Raw genomic sequence first — 20,959 nt, forward strand, 5'->3', positions numbered from 1 at the left:
ATGGATCTGGTGGGTCCTGTAGATCTGGTGGACCTTGTGGACCTTGCCGGTCTGTCACGACCGGGTGGATCGTGTGGTCTGTGTGCGCCGCGGGCCGGACCGGACCTCTGAACGGTCCGGTCCGGCCCGCGAGCGGGACGACCGGACGGTCAGCCGATCTTGACGATCTGTCCGTCGCCGGTGGCGTGGATGTCCGTGGAGCTGGTGCAGGCCGGGGCGTCGGTGCAGGCCGGCCACATCATGGTCTTGTCCGCGACGTAGATGGAGCCGTCGGCGCCGGCCAGGAAGCCGGTGGGCGCGAACAGCTTCTCGTCCGCCAGGACGGTACGGGAGTTGTCCTTGTGGTTGATCTGGATGACGTTGCCGATCGGGTCACCGGTGGGCAGGAACCCGGTGGTGTCGAACTGCGTCACGTAGAAGTCACCGTTGGCACCGAAGCCACAGCCGCTGATGGCGCTGAAGCCGCTCTGCCAGACCTTGAGCTTGCCGGTCTTGGGCGAGTACCGGTACACGTTGGCCGCGGTGGCCGAGTTGCCGTGGCCGGTGATCTGGCCGATGTACACGCCGCCGTCGGGGCCGACGTCGACACACATCGGGACGGCGTCCGAGCCGCCCGGCGTCTCGGGCACGAAGGCGAGGACCTTGGTCTTGCCCTTGCGGTCGACCGAGTTCAGCGTGTTCGCGCCCGCGTCCACCAGGTAGAACCCGCCACCCGGCTTCGTCGTCAGCGCGTACGGGTTGGACGCCGGGTAGGTGTCGGACAGGTCCGGGTTGTTCTTGGTCCAGTTCCAGTTGACCGTGCCCGGGTTGGCGATCACCTTGCGCTGCCCGTCGGTGATGTCCATGATCGAGCCGTACTGCTCGGTCAGCGTCTTGGTCAGCTCCGGGTCCAGCCCGGCCGGAACCTGCTCCGGCGAGCCGGCCTGCAGGGTGTAGATGTGGCCCTTGCGGTCGACGGTGATGCCGTTGGGGCCGATCGTCTCTTCCTGGTTGAACGCGGTCGGCAGGTTCTCGGCGATCCGCACCGGGGTGCCGGACGAGACATCCGCGACCGAACCGGTCTGGCCGTAGCACCTGGTGGCGAAGCCGGTGCCCTGGCACGCGGTGGGGGTGGCCCCCATCTCGGTGACCAGGAGTTCACCGTCGGGGCCCCAGGCCAGGCTCCGCGGTGAGTTCAGCCCGCGGGCCACCACGGTGACCGGCGCGTCGCTGGTGAGGTGGCGGGTCGGGCGGGCCTTCTGAGTGGCGGCCTCGGCCGCCTGCTCCGACGGTCCGACTCCCAGGCCGACGAGCGCTGCTGTGGCCGCCACTCCGGCGACCAGCATCCTGCTCGTTTTGAGACGCCGCATCTTGGACTCATTCCCTCCGGTCGAAACCACGACTTGCTGACGGGTGTTCACGACAGGACGCACCGGGACCGACTCGCACTGATGCGGTATGACCCGCCCCCTGCATCTTGTTCTGGCGCCTCAGCATCAACGACATGGCTTGTTCATGACTGCCGATCAACTTGGCGCCGACTTGGCGCCGGGCACCGACGGCCACTCGCCCCCAACTCCCGTTGCTCGTCAGCCGCTTGCGACTGAGTCCAGCCGACGGGGCACGAACGGACTTTCCGGGTACGTTCGTCGTCCGCCGGTCACATTCCGGCGCCGCGGACTGTCATGAGGGTGAGACCGCGGATCGGCGCGGTCGCGCGGCACGGAGCCGAGGCACACGGCGGATCGGGCCGGATGCGAGGAATCCGGCCCACTGACACCGGAACAGATCGGGAGAGACCATGGGTGACAGGCTCGACATGTCGTTGATGTACGCGATGCACAACGCGCTGCGGCGCGAGCTGGAGATCATGGCCACGATCACGGCCCGCGTCGACGACGACCCGCGGCGCACCCTCGCCGGCGCCGCAGGCTGGGACATCTTCAAGAAGGCCCTGCACATCCACCACACCGCCGAGGACGAGGCGCTGTGGCCGGTGCTGCGCCAGACCGTGGCCGACCGCCCCGACGACCTGGCCCTGCTGGACGCGATGGACGCCGAACACGCCTCCATCGACCCGCTCGTGGAGACCATCGACGCCGCGCTCGCCGACCCGGAGGCCGACGCCGAACGCCTCGCGGCCGCCGTCGACTCCCTGGCCACCAACCTCACGGCACACCTCAAGCACGAGGAGGACCAGGCACTGCCGCTGATCCAGGAGGTCCTCACCCTTGAGCAGTGGCAGCACTACGGCAGGATCCACGGCGCCAAGACCGGCCCCGACGGCCCCCTGCTGACCCCCTGGGTCCTCGACGGCGCCGACCAGGAGACCATCGACGGGATGCTCGCCATCCTCCCCGAGCCCGTCCGCGCCGCCTACCACACCGCCTGGGTGCCCGCGTACATCGAACTCGACAGGTGGAACACCAAGAACTGACCACACACCGACACCGCACGACGGACGCGGCCTCTGCCCACCAGAGGCCGCGTCCGTCGTGCGGTGTACGAGGGCCCGAGCAGCCTCGCCGAACAGCCGAGCAGCCTCGCCGAGCAGCCGAGCAGCCGAGCAGCCGAGCAGCCGAGCAGCCGAGCAGCCGAGCAGCCGAACAGCCGGACGACGGCACCCCACGGCACTTCAGGCGGACCGCTCAGCGCGCGGCGAGCACCCGCCCCTCGTCCAGCGTGACCACCTGGTCGGCCCCGGCGAAGCCTTCCCGCTCATGGGTGACCAGCAGCGTCGTACGGCCACGCGTGGCATCGAGGATGTCGGCGAGCACGGCCGCGGCGGTGTCCGGGTCGAGTCCCTCGGTCGGCTCGTCCAGGACGAGGACCGGCGGATCGGCCAGCAGCGCACGGGCCAGCAGCAGCCGGGTCCGCTGACCGCCGGAGAGCTGGGTGCCGTCGGGGCCGAGCACGGTGTCGAAGCCGTCCGGCAGCGACTCGATCCAGTCCAGGATCCGCGCCCGGCGCGCTGCTTCCCGCAGCTCGGCGTCCTCGGCGTCGGGCCGCGCCAGCAGCAGGTTGGCGTGAATGCTGGCGTGGAAGACATGGGCGTCCTGCGTCATCCCGGTGATCACGCGCCGCACCTCGTCACCGGCGCAGTCCCGCAGCTCGCGGCCACCGACCCGGACGCTGCCGGCCTCGTACTCCACGAACCGCATCAGGGTGGCGATGAGCGTCGACTTCCCCGAGCCGCTCGCACCGAGCAGCACCGTGCGCCGCCCGGCCCGCAGTTCCAGGCTCAGCCCGTCAAGGGCCGTCGCACCGCCCGCCTGATGACGTACCTTCAGGTTCTCGATGCGCACCCCGACCGGCCCGTCGACGGCAAGCGGGGCCGGGTCGGCCGGCTCGACGACCGGGGCGGGAGTGTCGAACAGCTCCGCCAGCCGCCGTGCCCGCACCCGCACCTCGGCCAGCCGGTACGCGGCGGCCGGCAGCGGCTCCAGCGCCTCGAAGGCGACCAGCGCGAGCACCGCGAGCACCGTCAGCTGTACCGCGGGCAGCCGCCCGTCGGCATGGGCGCGCAGCGCCCCGTGCACCACCGCGACCAGCGCCGCCCCCTGGAAGAGCAGCAGCACGGCCGAGGCCAGCGAGGTGGTCAGCGCACGCCGCCGCTCCAGCCGGGCGATCCGCGCGGCGGCATCCTGCGCCCGCCCCACGGCCCGGCCCCGGGCCCCGTACGCGGCGAGGTCGGCCGCTCCCTCGGTCAAGTCCACGACATGTGCGGCGAGTTCGGCCCGTGCCGCCGCCTGCTCCCGGCCGGTGCGGTGGGCCACGGCGAGCACGGCCGCGGGCACCAGCAGGACGGCCAGCGCGAGCAGCAGCCCCAGCAGCAGGCCCGCCTGTGGCAGCAGCAGCCACGCCGTCACCGTGGCGGCGACCCCCACCGTGACCGCCGCGGCGGTCGGCAGCAGCACCCGCAGCAGCAGATCCTGGGCGGCGTCGACGTCGTCCACCAGCCGGGTCAGCAGATCACCGCTGCGGAAGGCGGGTGTCCCCGCGGGCGCCAACGGCACCAGCGCCTCGTACACCCGGGTCCGGAACCCCGCCACGGCCCGCAGCACTCCGTCGTGCCCCAGGAGCCGGTCGCCGTAACGCAGCGCCCCGCGCCCCAGCGCCAGGGCGCGCACGGCGACGATCGCCAGGCTCACCGAGGCGAGCGGCGGATGCTCGGCGGCCCGCGTGATCAGCCAGGACGCGGTGGCCATGAGCGCCGCCGCGGCGAGCTCACTGCCGGCCGCGGCGAGCCCGGCGGGCAGCAACCGGCGCCAGTACGGCAGGAGTTGACGCACAAGACGCAGCGTCGGATGGGAAGGCCCGCCTGACGGCCGGACGGGGGAATGGACGGCCGCCAGGCGGGAGTCGGTGCGGCCGAGGGCCGCCGTGGGGGAGGTCATGAGGCCATCGGCCCTTCTGCGGGCACCAGTGGGGAGGGAACGAAGTCACTGAGGGGGTGGGTGCCGGTGGGTGCGGACGCCAGGACGGCGGGGCCGGTGCCGGCGGGCCCGGCCACCACCGTGCCCACGTCCGAGTCCACGTGCCCGGCCCGCAGCGTGACGATCCGGTCGGCGTACGGCAGCAGGCTGGTGCGGTGGGCCACCACGATCGCGGTGCGCCCGCGCATGAGCCGCACCGTGGCGTGGGTGACGGCGGCCTCGCTGTCGGGGTCCAGGTGGGCGGTCGGTTCGTCGAGCAGCAGCACGGGGGCGTCCTTGAGGAAGGCGCGGGCGATCGCGATGCGCTGGCGCTGACCGGCGGACAGGCCCGCGCCGTGCTCGCCGAGCCGGGTGTCGTAGCCCTGCGGCAGCGCCTCGATGAACGCGTCGGCGTGTGCGTCGCGGGCGGCCTGCCGTACCTCGGCCTCGCTCGCCCCGGGCCGCCCGAGCCGGATGTTGTCGGCGACGGACGCCGCGAACAGATGCGGCCGCTGCGGCACCCACGCCAGCCGCCGGCGCCACTCGTCCACGTCGAGGCGGTCCAGGTCGATGCCGCCGACCGTGATCCGGCCCGTCGAGGGCCGGGTAAAGCCGAGCAACAGCGCCAGCAGCGTGGACTTCCCGGCTCCGCTGGGCCCGACCAGGGCGATGTGCTCACCGGGCCGGACATGCAGCGAGACCCGGTCCAGGGCGGGTGCGGCGCGTCCCGGATAGGTGACGCCGACCCCGTCCAGGCGCACCGACACGGCACGCACCTCGGGCACCGGCGTCGGCTCGTCCGACCGCGCAGGGCGATCCTCGTCCTCGTCGAGGACCGCGAAGACCTGCTCGGCCACCGTGATGCCCTCGGCGCTCTCGTGGAACGCGGCCCCCATCGCCCGCAGCGGCAGATACGCCTCCGGCGTCAGGAACAGCACGATCAGCGCCGTACGCAACGCCATGTGGCCGTCCAGCAGCCGCAGCCCGACCGGCACCGCGACCAGCGCCACCGACAGCGTCGCGACCGTCTCCAGCACGAACGACGACAGGAACGCCACCCGCAGGGTCCGCATCGTGGCCCGCCGGTGCGCGTCGGCCATGTCACCGACCCTGCGCGCCTGGTACTGGGCCCGCCCGAACGCCCGCAGCGTCGGCAGCCCGGCCACGACGTCCAGGAAATGCCCGCCGAGCCGTGCCAGCAGCCGCCACTGCCGCGCGGTGCGCCGGGCGGTGTGCATACCGACCAGCGCACCGAACACCGGGATCAGCGGCAGGGTCACGACGACGATCAGCGCCGAGGTCCAGTCGGTCGCGAACAGCCACCCGACGACCGCGACCGGCACCACGCCGGCCGCCGCCATGGTGGGCAGGGAGCCGGTGACGTACGGGTCCAGGGTGTCGAGGCCACGGGTGAGCAAGGTGGCCGTCTCGCCGTGCCGGCCCGTCGCGAGCCGGAGCGGCGCGGTGCGGCCCAGCCGATCGGTGAGGCGGGCGCGCAGCGCGTGCTTGGCGTCGGACGCGGCCCGCTGCGCGAGCACACCGCGCGCCCACGCCAGCAGCGCCCGCCCGGCCACCACCGCGCCCAGCGCGGCCAGTGTCCCGAAGGCGACCGTGTGCCCGCCGAACCCGTCCGCGAGCACGGTCGCCAGCAGGGTCACCTGGGTGACGACGAGCCCCGCGCCGAGCAGCGCGAGGGCCGTCGAGTTCGCCAAGTGGCGCCGCAGCACCGGCAGTTCCCGCATCAGCCGACGTTCGACCGGTTTCATCCCGGACCCCTTCCCCTTCCCGTACGGCCGCGGCTCAGAAGTAGCTGGGGTGGCGCAGGCCCGTACGGCCGCGGAACGCCCACCAGCTCCACGCCTGGTAGGCGAGGATCGTCGGCACCACCAGCACCCCGAACACGCTGAGGATCTTCAGCGTGGCGTCGTCGGTGACGGCGTCGTGGATGTCGAGACCGTGCCCCGCCGAGCTGATCAGCAGGTACGGGTAGTGACCGGCGCCCACCAGCAGCACCGGCAGCGCGGTCGCGCAGCAGGTCGCCACGAACGCCCGCACCTGGTGCCCGCCGGTGAAGGACCACCAGGCGACGCCGAGTGCCACCACGAGAGCGCCGGCGATGACCCACGACGCCCCGCGGTTGGTCATCGAGGCGCCCGAACCGAAGACGGTGAGCAGCAGCGCGACCAGCGCCGCCGCCCCGGCGCCCAGCAGCAACTTGGCGCCCAACTCCCGTGCCCTGGAAGCCATTTCGGAGCCGGACCGGATGGCGACGAAACCCGCGCCGTGCGCGGCGAACAGCAAGATCGTGGCGATGCCGCACACCAGCACGAACGGCGTGAACACCTCACCGAAGCCGATGTGGAAGCTGCCGTCGGCCCGCCGCGGCACCCCGTGCAGCAGCAGCCCCACCACCAGCCCCCAGCACAGCGCGGGCACCGCACCGCCGAACACGATCAGCGCGTCCCACACCCGCCGGCCACGGGCCCCACGGGCCCGCCGCCGCAGCTGCACCGCCGCGTTGCCGAGCACCAGCCCGGCCAGAATCGCCACGATCAGCGGGTACAGCCCGGACAGCAGGGTGCCCTCCAGGTGCGGGAAGGCACCGAACATCACCCCCGCGAAGGCCACCAGCCACACCTCGTTGCCGAGGAAGAACGGCGCGATGGCGTCGAGCGCGGCATTACCGCCCTCAGGCTTCTCGGCCCGGGCCTGCTCGTCGCCTCCGTCGCGGAGGAAGGGGTGCAGCATCTGTGCGCCGTAGTCGTATCCGCCGAGCACGAAGTACCCGGCCAGCATCAGGCCCAGCAGGCCCAGCCAGGCGATCTCCAGAGACATCTCGCTCAACTCTCCCTCTAGAAGGCCGGGACCGGCTGCTTGTCGTCGGCGCCGCCGGTGGGCTGCTCCGGCAGGCCCTCGGGAAGCGGTTCGGTGACGCCGAGCTGCGTGGCGTCCGGGCCGCGCACGGCGAAGCGGGTGATCAATGTCCAGTTCGTCACCGCGAGGCCCACGAAGATGGTGATGAACACCGTGCAGGACACGATCAACGAGGCCCTGCTGACGTGGGACAGGGCGTCCTCGACGGTCAGGTGGCCGTAGACGATCCAGGGCTGCCGGCCCACTTCACGCACCACCCAGCCGGCCACGGAGGCGAGGAAGGCGAACGGGATCACCGCCACCATCAGCCAGGCCATGGGACGCCAGCGGACCAGCCGGTCCTTCCACAGCAGGAACACGGCGACGAAGGTGATCGTCGAGATCGTGTTGCCGAGGAGCGTCATCACGTTCATCGACAGATGGATCCAGCCCTGCGGGGGCACGTAGTCGCCGGGCCCGAACTGCTCCACCAGCCGCCGCTGCACCTCGGCGACGCCGGAGTTCTCCAGCACGGCGTTCTTCATCGGCTGCGTCCGCTCGATGATCGGACGCTGCAACTCACCCACCACGACCACGAAGAACGAGGCGAGCATCGCCACCCACGTCCCCAGCCGCAGCGAGGAGCGGAACAGCTCCGTCTCCTTCGTTCCCCGAAGGAAGTGGAAGCAGCTGACCCCGGCGACGAACAGACCGCCCGTCGTCAGCGCGGCCAGCACGATGTGACCGAGGGCGGTCAGCGACATCTCGTTGGTCAGCAGCGCCCCGAAGTCGGTCAAGTAGGCGACACCGCCGCGCACTTCGTAGCCGACCGGGTGCTGCATGAAGCCGTTGGCGATCAGGATCCAGTACGCGGAGGCGTACGCGGTCAGGGCGACCAGCCAGATCAGCGTGACGTGCACGCCGCGCCGCAGCCGCCCCCAGCCGAAGATCCACATGCCGAGGAACGTGGACTCGGCGAAGAACGCGATGAGCGTCTCCAGCGCCAGGGGCGCGCCGAAGACGTTCCCGGCGAACTTGCTCAGTCCGCTCCAGCTCAACCCGAACTGGAACTCCATGACGAGGCCGGTGACGATACCGACCGCGTAGTTGATGACGTAGAGCTGTCCCCAGAAGCGCGTCATGCGCTCCCGGACAGCCTTCTTGGCGGGGTCACGGGTGTAGGCGGCCCTGGTGTGCATGAACGCCACCAGGGGGACGAGCCCCATGGTGAGGATCACGAACAGCCAGTGGATGCCGGTCGTGGCCGCGAACTGGAGTCGGGCCAGCTCCGCAGCGCTCATGGTGCGACCTTCCTGAGGGAGGGCGGCGGGAGAAGGACAGAAGTGCGGGGCCCTCGCGTCGCGTGTACAGGAACCGGGCGGTGAAGCCCGCCACCTGTGCGGTGGCCCCGGAAAGACGGTAGAGAACAACACTCATGCATTTCCAAGACCGGTTTTGCCATGTGACGATGCCTCGACAGTTATAGGTGAAGGTGGACCGTGGATCTGCTGCAGTTGCGTTACTTCCAGACCGTCGCCCGTTTCGAGCACATGAGCCGCGCCGCGGAGGAACTGGGCATCGCTCAACCCTCTCTCAGCCGCACTATCGCCCGCCTTGAGGCCGAGTTGGGTTCCCCGCTCTTCGAGCGCCACGGACGGGGCATCAAGCTCAACGCCAGCGGCACGATGTTCCTGCGGCACGTCGACCGCTCCCTCAGCGAGCTCGACGACGGCGTCAGAGCCGTCCGCGAGGCCGGTGACCTGGGCCTGGGCCGGGTCGGCATCGCCTGCGAGACCCTGCTGACCATCACCACCGTCCTCGGCAGCTTCCGCCTGGCCCAGCCCCGCGCCGACATCCGTCTCTACCAGTCCGACGCCGAGGAGATGGAGCGCCAACTACGCGTCGGCGAGGTCGACTTCTGTGTCGCCTCCCAGCGGCTCGACGACCCCCACCTGGACTCCCTCGAACTCACCCGGGAAGAGGTCCTGCTGGCCGTCCCCCGAGGCCACCGGCTGGACGGACGCGACCGCGTGACGATCCCCGAGATCGCCGACGAGCCCTTCGTCACCACCCGCAAGAACCACTGGCAACGCACCCTGCTGGACCGCCTGTTCGCCGCCGAGGGCCGCACCCCGGTGATCTCCTGCGAGGGCGACGAACCCGCCGCCAGCCAGGTCCTCATCAGCGCGGGCCTCGGCATCGGCCTCATCCCCGCCATGTCCCGCCAGGCCGGCACCGACACCCGCGTCCCCGTCTCCTGGGTCCACCTGGACGCCCCCGCCTGCCACCGCGTCCTCACCCTGGTCTGGCGCCGCGACGCCTACCTCTCCGAAGCGGCCCTGAAATTCCGCGAGTTCATCACGTCCCGCCCCTTCATGACCCACCGCCTGCCGGACCCGCGCCAAGCCAAGTCCTAGGATCTGTCGAGCGGTTCTCAAGCGGAACTGGACTTGGCGCCGCCACAGTCCTCTGGTACGTTCACTGCCCTTCCCCGCCCCGGCACCGGACCGTTTCGACGGCCCCGCCCGGCGGCGAGCAGAAGAGCCGGAGAGGTGTCGCGTCCCCACCGACTCTCAAGCGATCCTCCACGCCTCTTCACCGGCCGCTCCACCGGAACGGGTAACGCACCGCACCCCGCACGCGGCGGCCAAGCGCTCCAGAGGGGTCCACATGCCCAAGATCACGTACGTCTCCGCCCGCGGCACCGAGCGCACCCTCGACGTCCCCGTCGGCACCAGCGTCATGCGCGCAGCCGAACTCAACGACGTCGAGGGCATCGTCGCCCAGTGCGGCGGCAACATGCAGTGCGCGACCTGCCACGTCTACGTCGACGAGACCACCCTCGACAAACCGGAACCGGCCCACCCCGACGAGAACTACATGCTCGACTACACCGTCTGCCCCCGCCGCCCCAACAGCCGCCTCAGCTGCCGGCTGAAGGTCACCGAGGCGATGGACGGCCTGATCGTGCACACCCCCGAACGCCAGAACTGACGCCCGAGCCGGAACCGACTCGCCCTCCAGCCCCGGCCGAGGTGCGGAACGGAAACTGCGGAGGACCACCGTTCCAGCACACACCTGGGGGCCTGATGACGTCCGGAGAAGCCGGCATAAACCGCCTGTACGCGGCCGTGGAAGAGGCGGCGGGCCTGCTGGGCGTGGCGTGCTCACGCGACGCCATGTGGCCGGCCCTGACCGCGTTCCAGGACGTCCTCACCGACGGCAGCGTCGTCTTCAACATGGTGACCATGGGCGGACACATCGGAGACCTGTCCTTCGACTTCACAGTGCCCCCCAGCGTCGGCGACCCCTACACACGTGCCCTCGCCCACGGCCTGGTCGACGAGACGGACCACCCCATCCGCACCCTCTTCGCGGACATCCAGGAACGGTTCCCGATCCAGTCGTACGGCGTCGACCACCGCATATCCGGCAGCTTCAACAAGGCGTACGTCTTCTTCCCGCTGACCGACCTCCAGGACCCGGCCCGGCTCGCCGACGCCGTCCCGTCCATCCCGGGCGGCCTGTCCGAGCACGTGCGCACCCTCGCCGACCACGGCCTGGCCAACAAGGTGTCCGCCATCGCGATCGACTACGCGCGCCGCACCTGGAACCTCTACTTCAACGGCCTCTCCCCCGAGCACGTCAGCCGCGAGGCGGCCCGGTCCCTGATCCGCGAGTTCGGTCTCCCCGAGCCCAGCGAGCAGCTCCTGTCCTTCATCGAGACCTCGTCGGCGCTGTACCCGACCTTCGGCTGGGACTCCAGCAAGGTCGAGCGAATCAGCTTCTCCACCCGCACCACCGACCCGACGGCGCTGCCCGCCCGGATCGAGCCGAAGCTCGGCGAGTTCGCCGCCAACGCCCCGTACACGTACGACGGCGACCGCGTCCTCGTCTACGCCGGCGCCCTGTCGCCCAGCGAGGAGTACTACAAGCTGGCGACCTACCACCAGCTGGCCTCCGCGGCCCACGACCGCATCCGGTCCGCCGGCTGACCGCACCGCCACGTCAGGCGCCGGGTGACATTCCAGTCGCCCGGCGCCGCACCATGTGCCCGGCTACGCCGCCAGGACCGGCACCCCGGCCTTCGCCGGCCGCGTCATCAGCCCCGCGCTCCGGGAGCGCCGCCCGGCGAAGACGTAGAGCCGCAGCACGAGGAACCGGCCGATCCCGGCGAGCCCGGAGGCGCCGAGGTAGACGATCTGCTCGGTCAGCAGGCCGGGTTGGCTCTGCGCCAGATGCAGCACGAACACGGCGAGGCTGGTCGCGAGATAGGCCACCCCGGCCGACCCGGCGGACTGCCAGTGCTCACGCCACCCGGCACCCCCCTTCTTCCCGAAGGTGTGGCGGGCGTGGAGCTCGGTGCACAGCACCGTGGAGACGACAGTGACGACGGCGTTGGACAACCCCCAGGGCACCACCATGGCCAGCACCGCGACGGCGAAGCTGCTGACCACGCCGACACCCCCGCCGAACACCACGAACCGCACGAACGAGGCGACGGGCCCGGGCGAGACCGAGGGCTCGTCCGAAGACTGCGGCTTCATGGCTTGGTCCTCCCCCATATGCCGTTTCCTGACAGAGAAAACGCTACGTTGCGTTTCTGTCTACAGCAACAGAATATTTGCGAATCTCCCTCAAAGCTCCAGCTAGAAGCGAGATATCGTTGCAACGGATAAGCATTCAACGCAACGAAAATCCGAAATGCAGTTGCAATGAATGCCACTGAACGCTACGCGTGACGACTCGGCGCCGGTACTGGTGTGCTCACTGCACTGACAGCTGCGCCGACGGAAATGTGACAGGCCTGCCCGAGACGGCACCTACTAGGTACCATCGCGGTATGCCGTCACTGAATGTGTCCTTCACCGACGAGGAGCTCGAAGGCGTGCGCGCCGCCGCGGCCGCCGAGGGCAAGAGCCTCAAGCAGTACCTGCACGACCTCGGGGTCCGCGAGATGCAGCGCAAGCGGTTCGTCGCGGGTGCCGGCGCGTGGGCCGAGCGGCTGCGCGCGGAGTTCGACGAGGCGTTTCCCGACGAGGTGCCGCCGTCCGAACGTGCGGGCGGGGACGGGGCCGCGGCCGCCTGATGCACCTGTACGTCGACGTCTCCTGGCTCCTCGATGTCCAGGAGGCCGCCCTCGGCACCGACGACATGTCGGTCGCGGACTACTCAGCCCTGGTCGCCGCAGTCGCGCGGCACAAGACCAAGCTGCCCAGCCTCCAGGCCGCCGACCCGGACGCGGCCTGGCGGGCCGCCGCGCTCATGCACACCATCGTGCGCCTGGAGCCGCTCCCGCACCGCAACAGCCTGTTCGCCGCGTTCGTCGCGGCCCAGTACATGGACCAGTCCGGGGAAGGCATCGACCCGCCCTACGGTGCCCTGTCGGATCTCGTACGCAAGATCCGCGACTCCGCGCTGCGGGTCCCCGCCGTCGCCGACCAACTGCGCGCCTGGCGACTCTGAGGCGGGCGGCCGCCTCAGAAGCTGTGTCAGAACCGGTGATCAGTGACGTTCTGCTTTCACCGGCTCGACGGGGTGCGGTGAACTGCGGGGTGGTCGGGGAGGGCGGGTGAGGCGGCGGACCATGAGGGTGATGAAGGTCCAGGTGAGGTGGGCCTCGCTGTGGGAGATGAGCCGCTCGTAGTCCCGGACGTTTCTTCTGGCTCTCATGATCCACGAGATGGCCCGCTCGACTCGCCACCGCTTGGCGAGGACGGCGAAGCCGTCCTGGTCCTTGCGGCGGGGCACCGCCTTGAGGGTGATGCCGAGGAAGGAGCGGGACCAGTCGACGAGGGTCCCGCCGTAGGCGGAGTCGGCCCAGGCGACGGCGAGTTCGGGATGGGTCAGGCGCAGGCGGAAGAGCTGGTCGCGGGCGGGGACGCTGTCGTGCGGCGAGGCTTTGGTCACCATGACGGCCAGTGGCATGCCGCGCATGTCTACGGCCAGGTGCCGCTTCCTGCCATTGATCAACTTTCCGCCGTCGAAGCCGCGGGTGTCCTGGCCCACCGTCTCGGCGCCCTTGACCGACTGGGAGTCCAGGATCACCGCGACGGTGCGCGGGTTGATTCCGTCGTGGACGCTGACCTGTTCGTGCAGCTCAGCGTGGATACGGGCCAGGTCCCCGCTCGCCCGCCACCTTTGAAAGAATCCGTAGACCGTGCGCCAGGGGATGCCGAAGTCGACGGGAACGGCCCGCCACTTCACGCCGTTGTCGTTGACGTAGCGGATGGCGTCGACGATGTTCCGGCGCGGATGGGCCTCCGGGCGCCCGCCTGTGGGCAACTCGCAGGCCGGGACGGGCAGCAGCGGTTCGAGGACAGCCCATTCGGCGTCCGTGGTGTCGCTGGGGTAGTGCCGCTCACGCACGGTGCCTTGCTCGGTATGGATGCAGGTCATGGCCGTTCCATGCGGGATAGGACTTCGAGGGTGGCTCTGATGCCGCCGAGCTGGTCGAGGATCAGGCGGGCCCACTCGTCCTTCGGGGTGCGTTTGGTGTGCGGGGCGACGATCCCCTCGATGAAGTTCGTCATCCGGTGCAGCTCGGCGTCAAAGACTGCCTGTTCGTAAGCGATCCACACGTCCGGGTCCTCGGACAGCTGGAACCCGTCGCGGCGGTTGTGGGTCACCGGCGGCAGCCCGTCCTTGACCGCGTTCTTGCGCAAGAACCGGATCCCTGTCCAGACTTGTGCCGGACTCCGTTTGGTGGCTTTGGCCAGCTGTTTCGAGTGCAGTCCCGCGGGCCGTGCTTCTTCCAGGGCTTTGCGTATCGCTTCGGCATGAACATGAGCGGGATGCCCCGCCCGCCGTTTCATGGCTACTGGCCCCGCAGGAGCTCGGCCAGGGCTTCATCCAGGTCCACCTTGCCGGTGGCCACGGCGGTCTCGATCCAGTCCGCGGTGGCCCTGATCTTCTCCACCTGCCGTGTGACCAGGGCGAGCTGGGACTCGGAGAACTCCCGGCCGCGCAGCTTCGGCACCAGCCGGCTTGCGCCGGCCACGAAGCCCTGGCAGACGCCGATCAGGTCGGTGAACTCCATGGCCCGGCGGAACCCGCGCACGATCGCGACGGGATCGATGACACCGTCATCCTCGGCGTCGTTCTCCTCCCACCACTCCTCCTCATCGCCTTCCTCGACGAGATCAGCCTGGTCGAACTGGGCCTGGTTGACCTGCTCACGGGCCTGCTGCCTGTTGACCGGACTAGCAGAAGACACGCCGACGATGGAGAGGAGTCGATCTCTGCCTGGGCGATAGACCTCGTGCAGCTCGAAGTGAGGAGGCTGCATGGGGGCGAGGATTGGCGAGGTCGAGCGGGACATCACCGCGATCCGCTTGCCGAAGTGGGGGCGGGTGATTCCCGCCGAGGGTGTAGTGCCGTGGCTGGTGGTCGGCCCGGACGAGGTGCCGGTGGAGCCGATCCGGCGGTACCTCCGGGATTTCACGGCGAGGAACCGGCCTGGCTCGGTACGCAGCTACGCGTACGGGCTGCTGAGATGGTGGCGGTGGCTGCAGGCCGTCCATGTCGAGTGGGATCGAGCGACCGCGGCGGAAGCCCGGGACCTGGTGCTGTGGCTCGGCCGGGCGGACAAGCCGCGGAACTCTCCTCGGCGTGCGTGGGCCCACACGGCGGGCAAGGTCAACCCGATCACTCGCAAGAGGAACCTTGGCGACGGCTACGAACCCCGGACCATCCGTCACAACAACGCCGTCGTCCGCAGCTTCTATGAGTTCTGGATCGAGGTCGGCGAAGGCCCCCTGGTCAACCCCGTGCCGCTCGACCGCAAAGGGCGCCGCCCACACGCACACCACAACCCGCTCGAACCGTTCCGCGCCGAAGGCCGGATCCGCTACAACCCCAAGGTGCCCAGATCCAGGCCCCGCGAGATTCCGGACGAGCGCTGGAAGGAACTGTTCGGGGCCCTTCGCTCCAACCGCGACCGCGCGATCCTGGCGCTGGATCTCAGCTGCGCCGCCCGTGCGAGTGAGGTCCTCGGACTCCGCGGCGTCGACCTGGACTGGGGCGACCAGCTCGTGCGGGTCCGGCGGAAGGGCAGCGACGCCGAGCAGTGGCTGCCCGCGAATCCCGAGGCATTCATCTGGCTGCGGCTCTACCTGGCCGACCTCGGCCTGCTGGACCCGAACGACCCGATCTGGTGGACGCTTCGTCGCCGCGATCATGGCGACGGCCTGCGGCACCAGCCAATGAACTACGACGCCTTGAGGGCTGTGTTCCGGCGGGTGAACGCGCTGCTCGGGACGAACTACACCATGCACGACCTGAGACACACCGCAGCCCTGCGCATGAGCCGCGATGAAAGCCTCTCGCTCCGGGACGTACAGATCATCCTCGGTCATGCCCACCTCAGCACCACCGCCGACGTCTACCTCATCGAGGACGAAGCCCGGGTGATCCGCCGCGTCGCCGAGCATCTGGCCGCACGCGAGCTCCGTGCCCAGCAACCCCCGCCTCCGGTCGCCGTCGGCTACCACTCCACTGACCTGGACGTGCTATTCGGAGGTCTCCCGCGATGACTGTGACTACCAGCAGACCAGCCGATGCCGTCCCCTCTGCCCGAGACGCCCTCGACCATCAGCCGATGCACGCTGCCGATCGCGGCCCGTTCGACGAGCTCTCGGTCGAGGGCGTTCTGGAGCTGCTGCCGTCACTCTCGACGTTTCTGTCGGCGACGAGCAAGCGAAGCAGGAGCAAGCGGGCCGAGCGGTCGCGCGGGACCGCCCGGATCCTCGGCTGGCTACTGTCCTTCCGGGGGGACGGCTGGGAGGAGCGGTGGATCGTCTCCGGCGCCGACGGCGGCCTGGACTGGATCGACGTCGTCACGGCCGGATACGGATGCGTCGAAGCATCCCGACGGTCAGTGACCACGGACGGGCTGGGCTGTTTGCTCCTGGCCAGGGTGGTGCGTCCGAGCTACGAATTCCTGCAGTGCTACCGGACCTCGGGGCTCTACCGGCACGCCAAGCAGGAGTTCGGCGCCGACCTGTTCAGCAAGCTCCGGCAGGCCGGCATGGCCCGGGGAACGATCCCCAGTCACCTGAGCACGGCCGAGAACAGCCTGGTGAAGGTCGCCTTCCGGACCGGCCGCGACCTCGCCGGTCTCACCGCAGACGACCTGATCGCTTATCACGAGTGGAACAAGAAGACCCTCGGCAAGGCGCCCATGGGGCTTCACGCCGCCTGGGACCTGCTGCGCGACATCGGAGTTCTAGACGAGAAGCTGTCCTTGCGCCGGACACTGGCGCGCGGGCAGCTGCCGACAACACAACTCGTTGACCGGTACGGCATCCAAAGCGGGCCCGTCCGGGACGTGTTCGTACGCTACTTGGACGAGCGCCGCCCCAGCCTCGACTACAGCTCGGTGTCCGGCCTGGCCAGCCAGCTGGTGGGCGCCTTCTGGGCCGACATCGAGAAGCACCATCCGGGCATCTCCAGCCTCCACCTGGCTCCGGAGATCGCCGAGGCATGGAAACAGCGGGTGAAGGTGATCAACCGCCCGGGCAAGGATCCAGTCCCCCGCGAGCAGTGGGCGAGCGTGCTGACCACCGTCCGGGCGTTCTACCTCGACATCGCCGAATGGGCCCTTGAGGATCCGAGCTGGGCAGCCTGGGCGGTCCCCAGCCCGGTCCGCCGCTCCGACACTGGCGGCTTCACCAAGGTCAAGAAGAAGGCCCGCGCCAAGATGTACCAGCGGGTCCGTGAACGCCTGCCCCGTCTGCCTGAACTCGTCGACACCACCGAACAACACCACGCCCACCAGAAACGCCTGCTGGAAGCGGCCGAAGCCACCCCGATCGGCGAGACCTTCACCCTGGACGGCCGCAACTATCGGCGCATCGACAGGAAGGACGACCACAGCAGGAAGCGATTCCACTACCGGCCCACCATCGTGCTCGCGCAGGACATTGCTGCTGGCGAGCAACTCGACCTCACCCGCAGCGAGGACGAGGCGTTCTGGGCCTGGGCAGTCATCGAGACACTCCGGCACACCGGAGTCCGACTCGAAGAGCTTCTGGAACTCACGCACCTGGCGCTGGTTTCCTATCAACTCCCTGACACCGGTGAGATCGTCCCGCTGCTGCAGATCGTCCCGTCCAAGAGCAACGAGGAACGGCTCCTCCTGGTCAGCCCCGAGCTGGCCAGCGTCCTTGCCACGGTCATCAGCCGGCTCCGCGGCGACAACGACGGCGTCGTTCCCTTCGTCGCGCGCTATGACCCCCACGAGCTGGTCACAGGTCCGGTACTTCCGCACCTGTTCCAGCGCCGCGTCGGCTGGAGACGCGATGTCATCACCACCAACATGGTCTACCAGTTGCTCAACGACACTCTGGCTCGCGCCTCACTGACCGACCAGGCGGGCCGGCCGTTGCGCTATACGCCCCACGACTTCCGAAGAATCTTCGCGACCGAGGCCGTCGCCGGCGGACTCCCCGTCCACATCGCCGCCCGCCTCCTCGGCCACGCTTCTGTGACCACCACCGAGGCATACGTGGCCGTCTTCCAAGAGGACCTGATCCGTTCCTACCGGGCCTTCCTCGACAAGCGTCGCGCCGTCCGTCCCGTCGAGGAGTATCGCGAACCCACGGATGACGAATGGCGCGAGTTCCAGGAGCACTTCCACACGCGCAAGCTCGAACTGGGCGATTGCGCCCGCCCCTACGGAACCCCCTGCCAGCATGAACATTCCTGCCTCAGATGCCCCATGCTGCGGGTTTCCCCCAGACAGCGGCCGCGGCTGATCGAGATCATCCGCAACCTCTCTGACCGCATCGCAGAAGCACGGTTGAATGGCTGGCTCGGCGAAGTCCAAGGACTCCAGGTCAGCCTCACCAAGGCCAAGGAGAAGCTTATTGCCCTCGACCGCAGCCTGGAACGGACACGCAACAGCAGCAAGGGCGGTCCCACCGATCTCGACATGCCGGTGATCACAAGGCCACAGTGACGTCGCTGTCCGGCCCCAGCACAGAGATCATTTACGGTGTCATGCCGCATAATGGCTGGTTTCCGCGTTTCCGGAATGCCCCTCGGTCTGTTCCGCAGCCTCGTTGTGCTGCGACGCTTACTCCCCGCGTCACGTCGGCAGGCGAGGGAGTGTGAGATGCATCCTGATCTTGGATCATTGTGGACCGCGGCCGGAGTGGTCTCCGGCTTCCAGGTCACCGGATTCGCTCTACGGATCAATAGAGAGATCGATGTCAGCGGCAAGGGCGACATCACGTGGCTGCCTCCCGCAGACATCCTCAACTTGCTATCGATCGCCGTGACGATGCTCGGAGTGTTCATTGCACCCGTTCTTGAAATCGGCAGCGCAACTGTCCCAATTAGGGCGTTTGGCCTGTCAGTCCTCTTGCTTGCGGGATATCCATTCGCACTCGCAGGCCACTACGACATGTTCAACCCGCGAACGCGTCGCTCATGGACGTATTGCCCGCGGCAGGAGCGGATCGCCCTAGCCATCGTTGGCGTCTCGGCGGTCGCGTACACCGCCCTTGCGGCACTCCGCTAGGAAACCGGACAGCGAATGAGGATCTGCCGCTTTGCCCGATATTCACATGAACCCGACAACTAGCCTGAGTCGACGCAACTGCCCTCCAGAACTTACACCGCCAAGCCGTAGTCCGGATAACGGTCCCGCATGGCCCGGAAGGCCACCTCCGGCCGGTGCAGCAGATCGCACGCGGCCTGGGCGGCGACCTGTTCGTCCTGCGCGAGGTCACGGATGGCCTCGACTTTCTCCTCCACCGTCACGGGTGTCGCGGTCGACCAGCCCGCTGCCCGCTTCGCCGCGTCCCCGCTCCACGCGCGGCGGCCCGTCCGTTCACTGGCCGGCGGGTGCTGGATCAGCTCGTACGCGTCCGGCGTCGACGCCAGAATCCGGTGCACCTCGAAGGAGACGCCCTCCTGGCGCTGGTCCTTCGGCCACCGCGCGGCCACCCACCGATACGTGCGCATCGTGTGGAAGGACAGCCCTATCTGCTCGGCGAACAGGCGTAACGAGTCAGCCACCCCCAGCTCCTCGCCCTCGCCCAGCGCCATGTTCCCGCCGTGCGTACGCAACGGAGCGATCTCCAACGCGACGTCTCCCAGAGCGAACTGGCAGCCCGTCATCACCCGGACCAGCTCAACCGACCGGTCCACCAGATCATCGAAACGCTCACACGGCACACTGCCGACCGTCTGGACCACGGGACACACTCCCAGGGGCCGGAAGGGCCGATGCTTCACCGGCCACAACCACTCCGGCCCGCATATGCCCGAGGCTCCACCGACTGCCTCAAGGTCGCCATAAGCGACCGGAAATACCTCGTTTCGCATGCGAGCAATCCCGTTACTGCCCGAACATCGCCCATGTCCGACGTATTGCTGAACGACTCCGTCATCATCGCGTTTGCGGCGGTTCAGGAGCCCAGACAGCAACCGGTAAGCAGCTCGTACGACGTGGGCGAAGGCACCGCACCTTCAGCCGGCTCCTCCCGGACCCATACCCGATCGTCGCCTCGCTCACGAAACGCCTCTCCCGTGGCCATCGGTCTTCCGCGGACGGGCCTGGCCCTCCGGAGGCATCTTGGGTTCGTAGCTACAATCACGAACCCATACGGTCAAGAACTTCCGCAGCTAGTTCGCGAATGCGGGGGGCGGCGTCGCTCTGGCTTATCTGCCTTACGCCTTCTTTGAGCTCGGCCGATGCCTCCGAGCCTGCGGAGGTGACGGCTACCTTTCGTACCCCCATATCCTCATCGGCGACAAGGCCGACAAGAATGTCGTTTGAGTCCCTAGCCGGGAGATTCCTCGCTGCCGCTGCAGCGGCCACACGCAGAGCAGGATCTGCGCTTTGGGCTGCTCGATTTACAACAGCGGCGGATCCTTCCGCAGCGATCAGACTGGCGAGGTACGTAGCCTTGGGGGCCAACTGCGACGTGCCCGCCGCCACAATCCCGTACAGGTGGGGCAGTGCTTCGGAGCCCAGGCGGCGTGCCTGTTCATAGTCAGGTTCCTCGGGCTGTAGAGCGCGGAGCACTTGTTCAATGGTCACGGGCATGGCGTCTTCCTAGATGTCCACTGTGAGGGAGCTACCGTCCATGGTGCTTCCTTCGGAACCGATCAAGTCGGGGGGCAGGTCAGTGATACGTCCGGTACCACAACCGGTCATCAGTCGCGTGGGCCTGAAATCAGGCCTCTCGCACCTCTCGCCAGGAACATGATTCAGTCCAAGAACATGTCCTACTTCGTGAGCGAGAGTCCACCGGGTGGCAGTCTGTGCGACGACTGCGCCTGGGCGACCGTTCGGGTGTGCGGCACAACCGTTGAACGGTGGAACGGTGGAACGCACGAAATAGACAACGACATCCGTGGCCGCAGCGTTATCTCGTTGAGCGAACAACTGGTTCTGTTCCGTAGTGGTGTTCCCGCGAGTGCATTGCCCCACTTCTATATCGACGAGTTCGGGAAGGCTCAATTTTTGACTTGATCCGACCTCTACCTTGATTCCGATCGAGTCGTACACCTCTTGCATCGACTGCACCATCACGGCCAGCGTTACATTCGGCCCGAGATTACCGACTGCATTGTCTCGCTCAGCCATCGACGTCGTGTAGAAGTGATCTCCGGTTGCAGCATTGAATGCTCGCAACAGTGGTGTCGTGCCGGGGCGGGCCGCCGAGAACACATGACAGGCGATCCCCTCGTCGGTGTAT

The 20,959-nt window shown here is 68.7% G+C and carries 20 protein-coding genes and 1 pseudogene; 9 read left to right on the plus strand and 12 right to left on the minus strand.

The genetic code is table 11. The features are described 5' to 3' along the window. Positions 1–149: 149 nt before the first annotated feature. Positions 150–1,349 (minus strand): ScyD/ScyE family protein, encoded by a 1,200-nt coding sequence (locus DI272_RS38005; RefSeq protein WP_109499718.1) that lies wholly within the window; start codon positions 1,347–1,349, stop codon positions 150–152. 431 nt (positions 1,350–1,780) lie between these two features. On the opposite strand from DI272_RS38005, the gene DI272_RS38010 reads away from it, so the two are divergent. Continuing rightward, positions 1,781–2,416 (plus strand): hemerythrin domain-containing protein, encoded by a 636-nt coding sequence (locus tag DI272_RS38010; protein ID WP_109499719.1) that lies wholly within the window; start codon positions 1,781–1,783, stop codon positions 2,414–2,416. Between the two features lie 211 nt (positions 2,417–2,627). Here the strand turns inward: DI272_RS38010 and cydC are convergent, their stop codons facing one another. Genes cydC through DI272_RS38030 form a run of 4 tightly spaced genes read right to left on the minus strand, consistent with a single transcriptional unit; the run spans position 2,628 to position 8,548 of the window. Then, positions 2,628–4,376, minus strand: coding sequence for a thiol reductant ABC exporter subunit CydC (gene cydC, locus DI272_RS38015; protein WP_109499720.1), 1,749 nt, complete (start codon positions 4,374–4,376; stop codon positions 2,628–2,630). Further along, on the minus strand, positions 4,373–6,160 hold the full coding sequence (cydD, locus tag DI272_RS38020) for a thiol reductant ABC exporter subunit CydD (RefSeq protein WP_109499721.1): 1,788 nt from the start codon (positions 6,158–6,160) through the stop codon (positions 4,373–4,375). The genes cydC and cydD overlap by 4 nt, the downstream gene beginning before the upstream one ends. Before the next feature lie 34 nt (positions 6,161–6,194). Continuing rightward, a complete protein-coding gene (locus DI272_RS38025; protein ID WP_109499722.1) occupies positions 6,195–7,229 on the minus strand; it encodes a cytochrome d ubiquinol oxidase subunit II in 1,035 nt (344 codons plus the stop codon). 17 nt (positions 7,230–7,246) lie between these two features. Further along, positions 7,247–8,548, minus strand: coding sequence for a cytochrome ubiquinol oxidase subunit I (locus DI272_RS38030; RefSeq protein ID WP_109499723.1), 1,302 nt, complete (start codon positions 8,546–8,548; stop codon positions 7,247–7,249). Positions 8,549–8,746: 198 nt separating this feature from the next. Between DI272_RS38030 and DI272_RS38035 the strand changes: the two genes are divergently transcribed. The 3 genes from DI272_RS38035 (at position 8,747) to DI272_RS38045 (ending at position 11,242) form a co-directional block, all read left to right on the plus strand. Next, a complete protein-coding gene (locus tag DI272_RS38035; RefSeq protein ID WP_109499724.1) occupies positions 8,747–9,664 on the plus strand; it encodes a LysR family transcriptional regulator in 918 nt (305 codons plus the stop codon). Between the two features lie 253 nt (positions 9,665–9,917). Then, positions 9,918–10,241, plus strand: a complete 324-nt coding sequence (locus DI272_RS38040) for a 2Fe-2S iron-sulfur cluster-binding protein (RefSeq protein WP_109499725.1) — start codon at positions 9,918–9,920, stop codon at positions 10,239–10,241. Between the two features lie 95 nt (positions 10,242–10,336). Continuing rightward, the gene (locus DI272_RS38045) at positions 10,337–11,242 is read left to right on the plus strand and encodes an aromatic prenyltransferase (protein WP_109499726.1); all 906 of its coding nucleotides are present in this window, start codon (positions 10,337–10,339) and stop codon (positions 11,240–11,242) included. Between the two features lie 63 nt (positions 11,243–11,305). Here DI272_RS38045 and DI272_RS38050 read toward each other — a convergent pair whose 3' ends face one another. Then, positions 11,306–11,794 carry a hypothetical protein gene (locus tag DI272_RS38050; protein ID WP_109501255.1) on the minus strand — a complete coding sequence of 163 codons (489 nt, stop codon included), beginning with the start codon at positions 11,792–11,794 and terminating at the stop codon, positions 11,306–11,308. Positions 11,795–12,090: 296 nt separating this feature from the next. Here DI272_RS38050 and DI272_RS38055 point away from each other — a divergent pair, with 296 nt between their 5' ends. Both DI272_RS38055 and DI272_RS38060 read left to right on the plus strand, forming a co-directional pair. Continuing rightward, positions 12,091–12,336: a hypothetical protein gene (locus DI272_RS38055; RefSeq protein WP_181387446.1), complete on the plus strand. Its 246-nt coding sequence runs from the start codon at positions 12,091–12,093 to the stop codon at positions 12,334–12,336. Then, positions 12,336–12,713 carry a toxin Doc gene (locus DI272_RS38060; RefSeq protein ID WP_109499727.1) on the plus strand — a complete coding sequence of 126 codons (378 nt, stop codon included), beginning with the start codon at positions 12,336–12,338 and terminating at the stop codon, positions 12,711–12,713. Before DI272_RS38055 ends, DI272_RS38060 begins: the two co-directional genes overlap by 1 nt. Before the next feature lie 102 nt (positions 12,714–12,815). Here DI272_RS38060 and DI272_RS38065 read toward each other — a convergent pair. The 3 genes and pseudogenes from DI272_RS38065 to DI272_RS38075 all read right to left on the minus strand — a co-directional run. Next, a pseudogene (locus DI272_RS38065) lies at positions 12,816–13,616 on the minus strand (IS5 family transposase); the annotation flags it as partial. Between the two features lie 26 nt (positions 13,617–13,642). Continuing rightward, positions 13,643–13,912: a hypothetical protein gene (locus DI272_RS38070; RefSeq protein ID WP_109499729.1), complete on the minus strand. Its 270-nt coding sequence runs from the start codon at positions 13,910–13,912 to the stop codon at positions 13,643–13,645. 152 nt (positions 13,913–14,064) lie between these two features. Then, entirely contained in the window at positions 14,065–14,463 is a 399-nt protein-coding gene (locus tag DI272_RS38075) for a DUF6192 family protein (protein WP_146238419.1), read from the minus strand. Between the two features lie 136 nt (positions 14,464–14,599). On the opposite strand from DI272_RS38075, the gene DI272_RS38080 reads away from it, so the two are divergent. From DI272_RS38080 to DI272_RS38090, 3 genes are all read left to right on the plus strand, one after another. Beyond that, positions 14,600–15,781 (plus strand): site-specific integrase, encoded by a 1,182-nt coding sequence (locus DI272_RS38080; RefSeq protein ID WP_258314795.1) that lies wholly within the window; start codon positions 14,600–14,602, stop codon positions 15,779–15,781. A gap of 65 nt (positions 15,782–15,846) precedes the next feature. Continuing rightward, positions 15,847–18,207, plus strand: coding sequence for a site-specific integrase (locus DI272_RS45755; protein ID WP_181387447.1), 2,361 nt, complete (start codon positions 15,847–15,849; stop codon positions 18,205–18,207). A gap of 156 nt (positions 18,208–18,363) precedes the next feature. Beyond that, positions 18,364–18,771, plus strand: coding sequence for a hypothetical protein (locus DI272_RS38090; RefSeq protein ID WP_146238420.1), 408 nt, complete (start codon positions 18,364–18,366; stop codon positions 18,769–18,771). A gap of 92 nt (positions 18,772–18,863) precedes the next feature. On the opposite strand, the gene DI272_RS38095 is transcribed toward DI272_RS38090, so the two are convergent. The 3 genes from DI272_RS38095 to DI272_RS38100 form a co-directional block, all read right to left on the minus strand. Then, entirely contained in the window at positions 18,864–19,403 is a 540-nt protein-coding gene (locus tag DI272_RS38095; RefSeq protein ID WP_146238421.1) for a DUF6192 family protein, read from the minus strand. A 445-nt stretch (positions 19,404–19,848) separates the two neighbouring features. After that, entirely contained in the window at positions 19,849–20,304 is a 456-nt protein-coding gene (locus tag DI272_RS46315) for a HEAT repeat domain-containing protein (RefSeq protein ID WP_375138090.1), read from the minus strand. 9 nt (positions 20,305–20,313) lie between these two features. Continuing rightward, a partial coding sequence (locus tag DI272_RS38100) for a zinc-dependent metalloprotease family protein (protein WP_219933867.1) occupies positions 20,314–20,959 on the minus strand: 646 nt, incomplete at its 5' end.

It is taken from the genome of Streptomyces sp. Act143, from assembly GCF_003143935.1.
Taxonomy (GTDB): domain Bacteria; phylum Actinomycetota; class Actinomycetes; order Streptomycetales; family Streptomycetaceae; genus Streptomyces.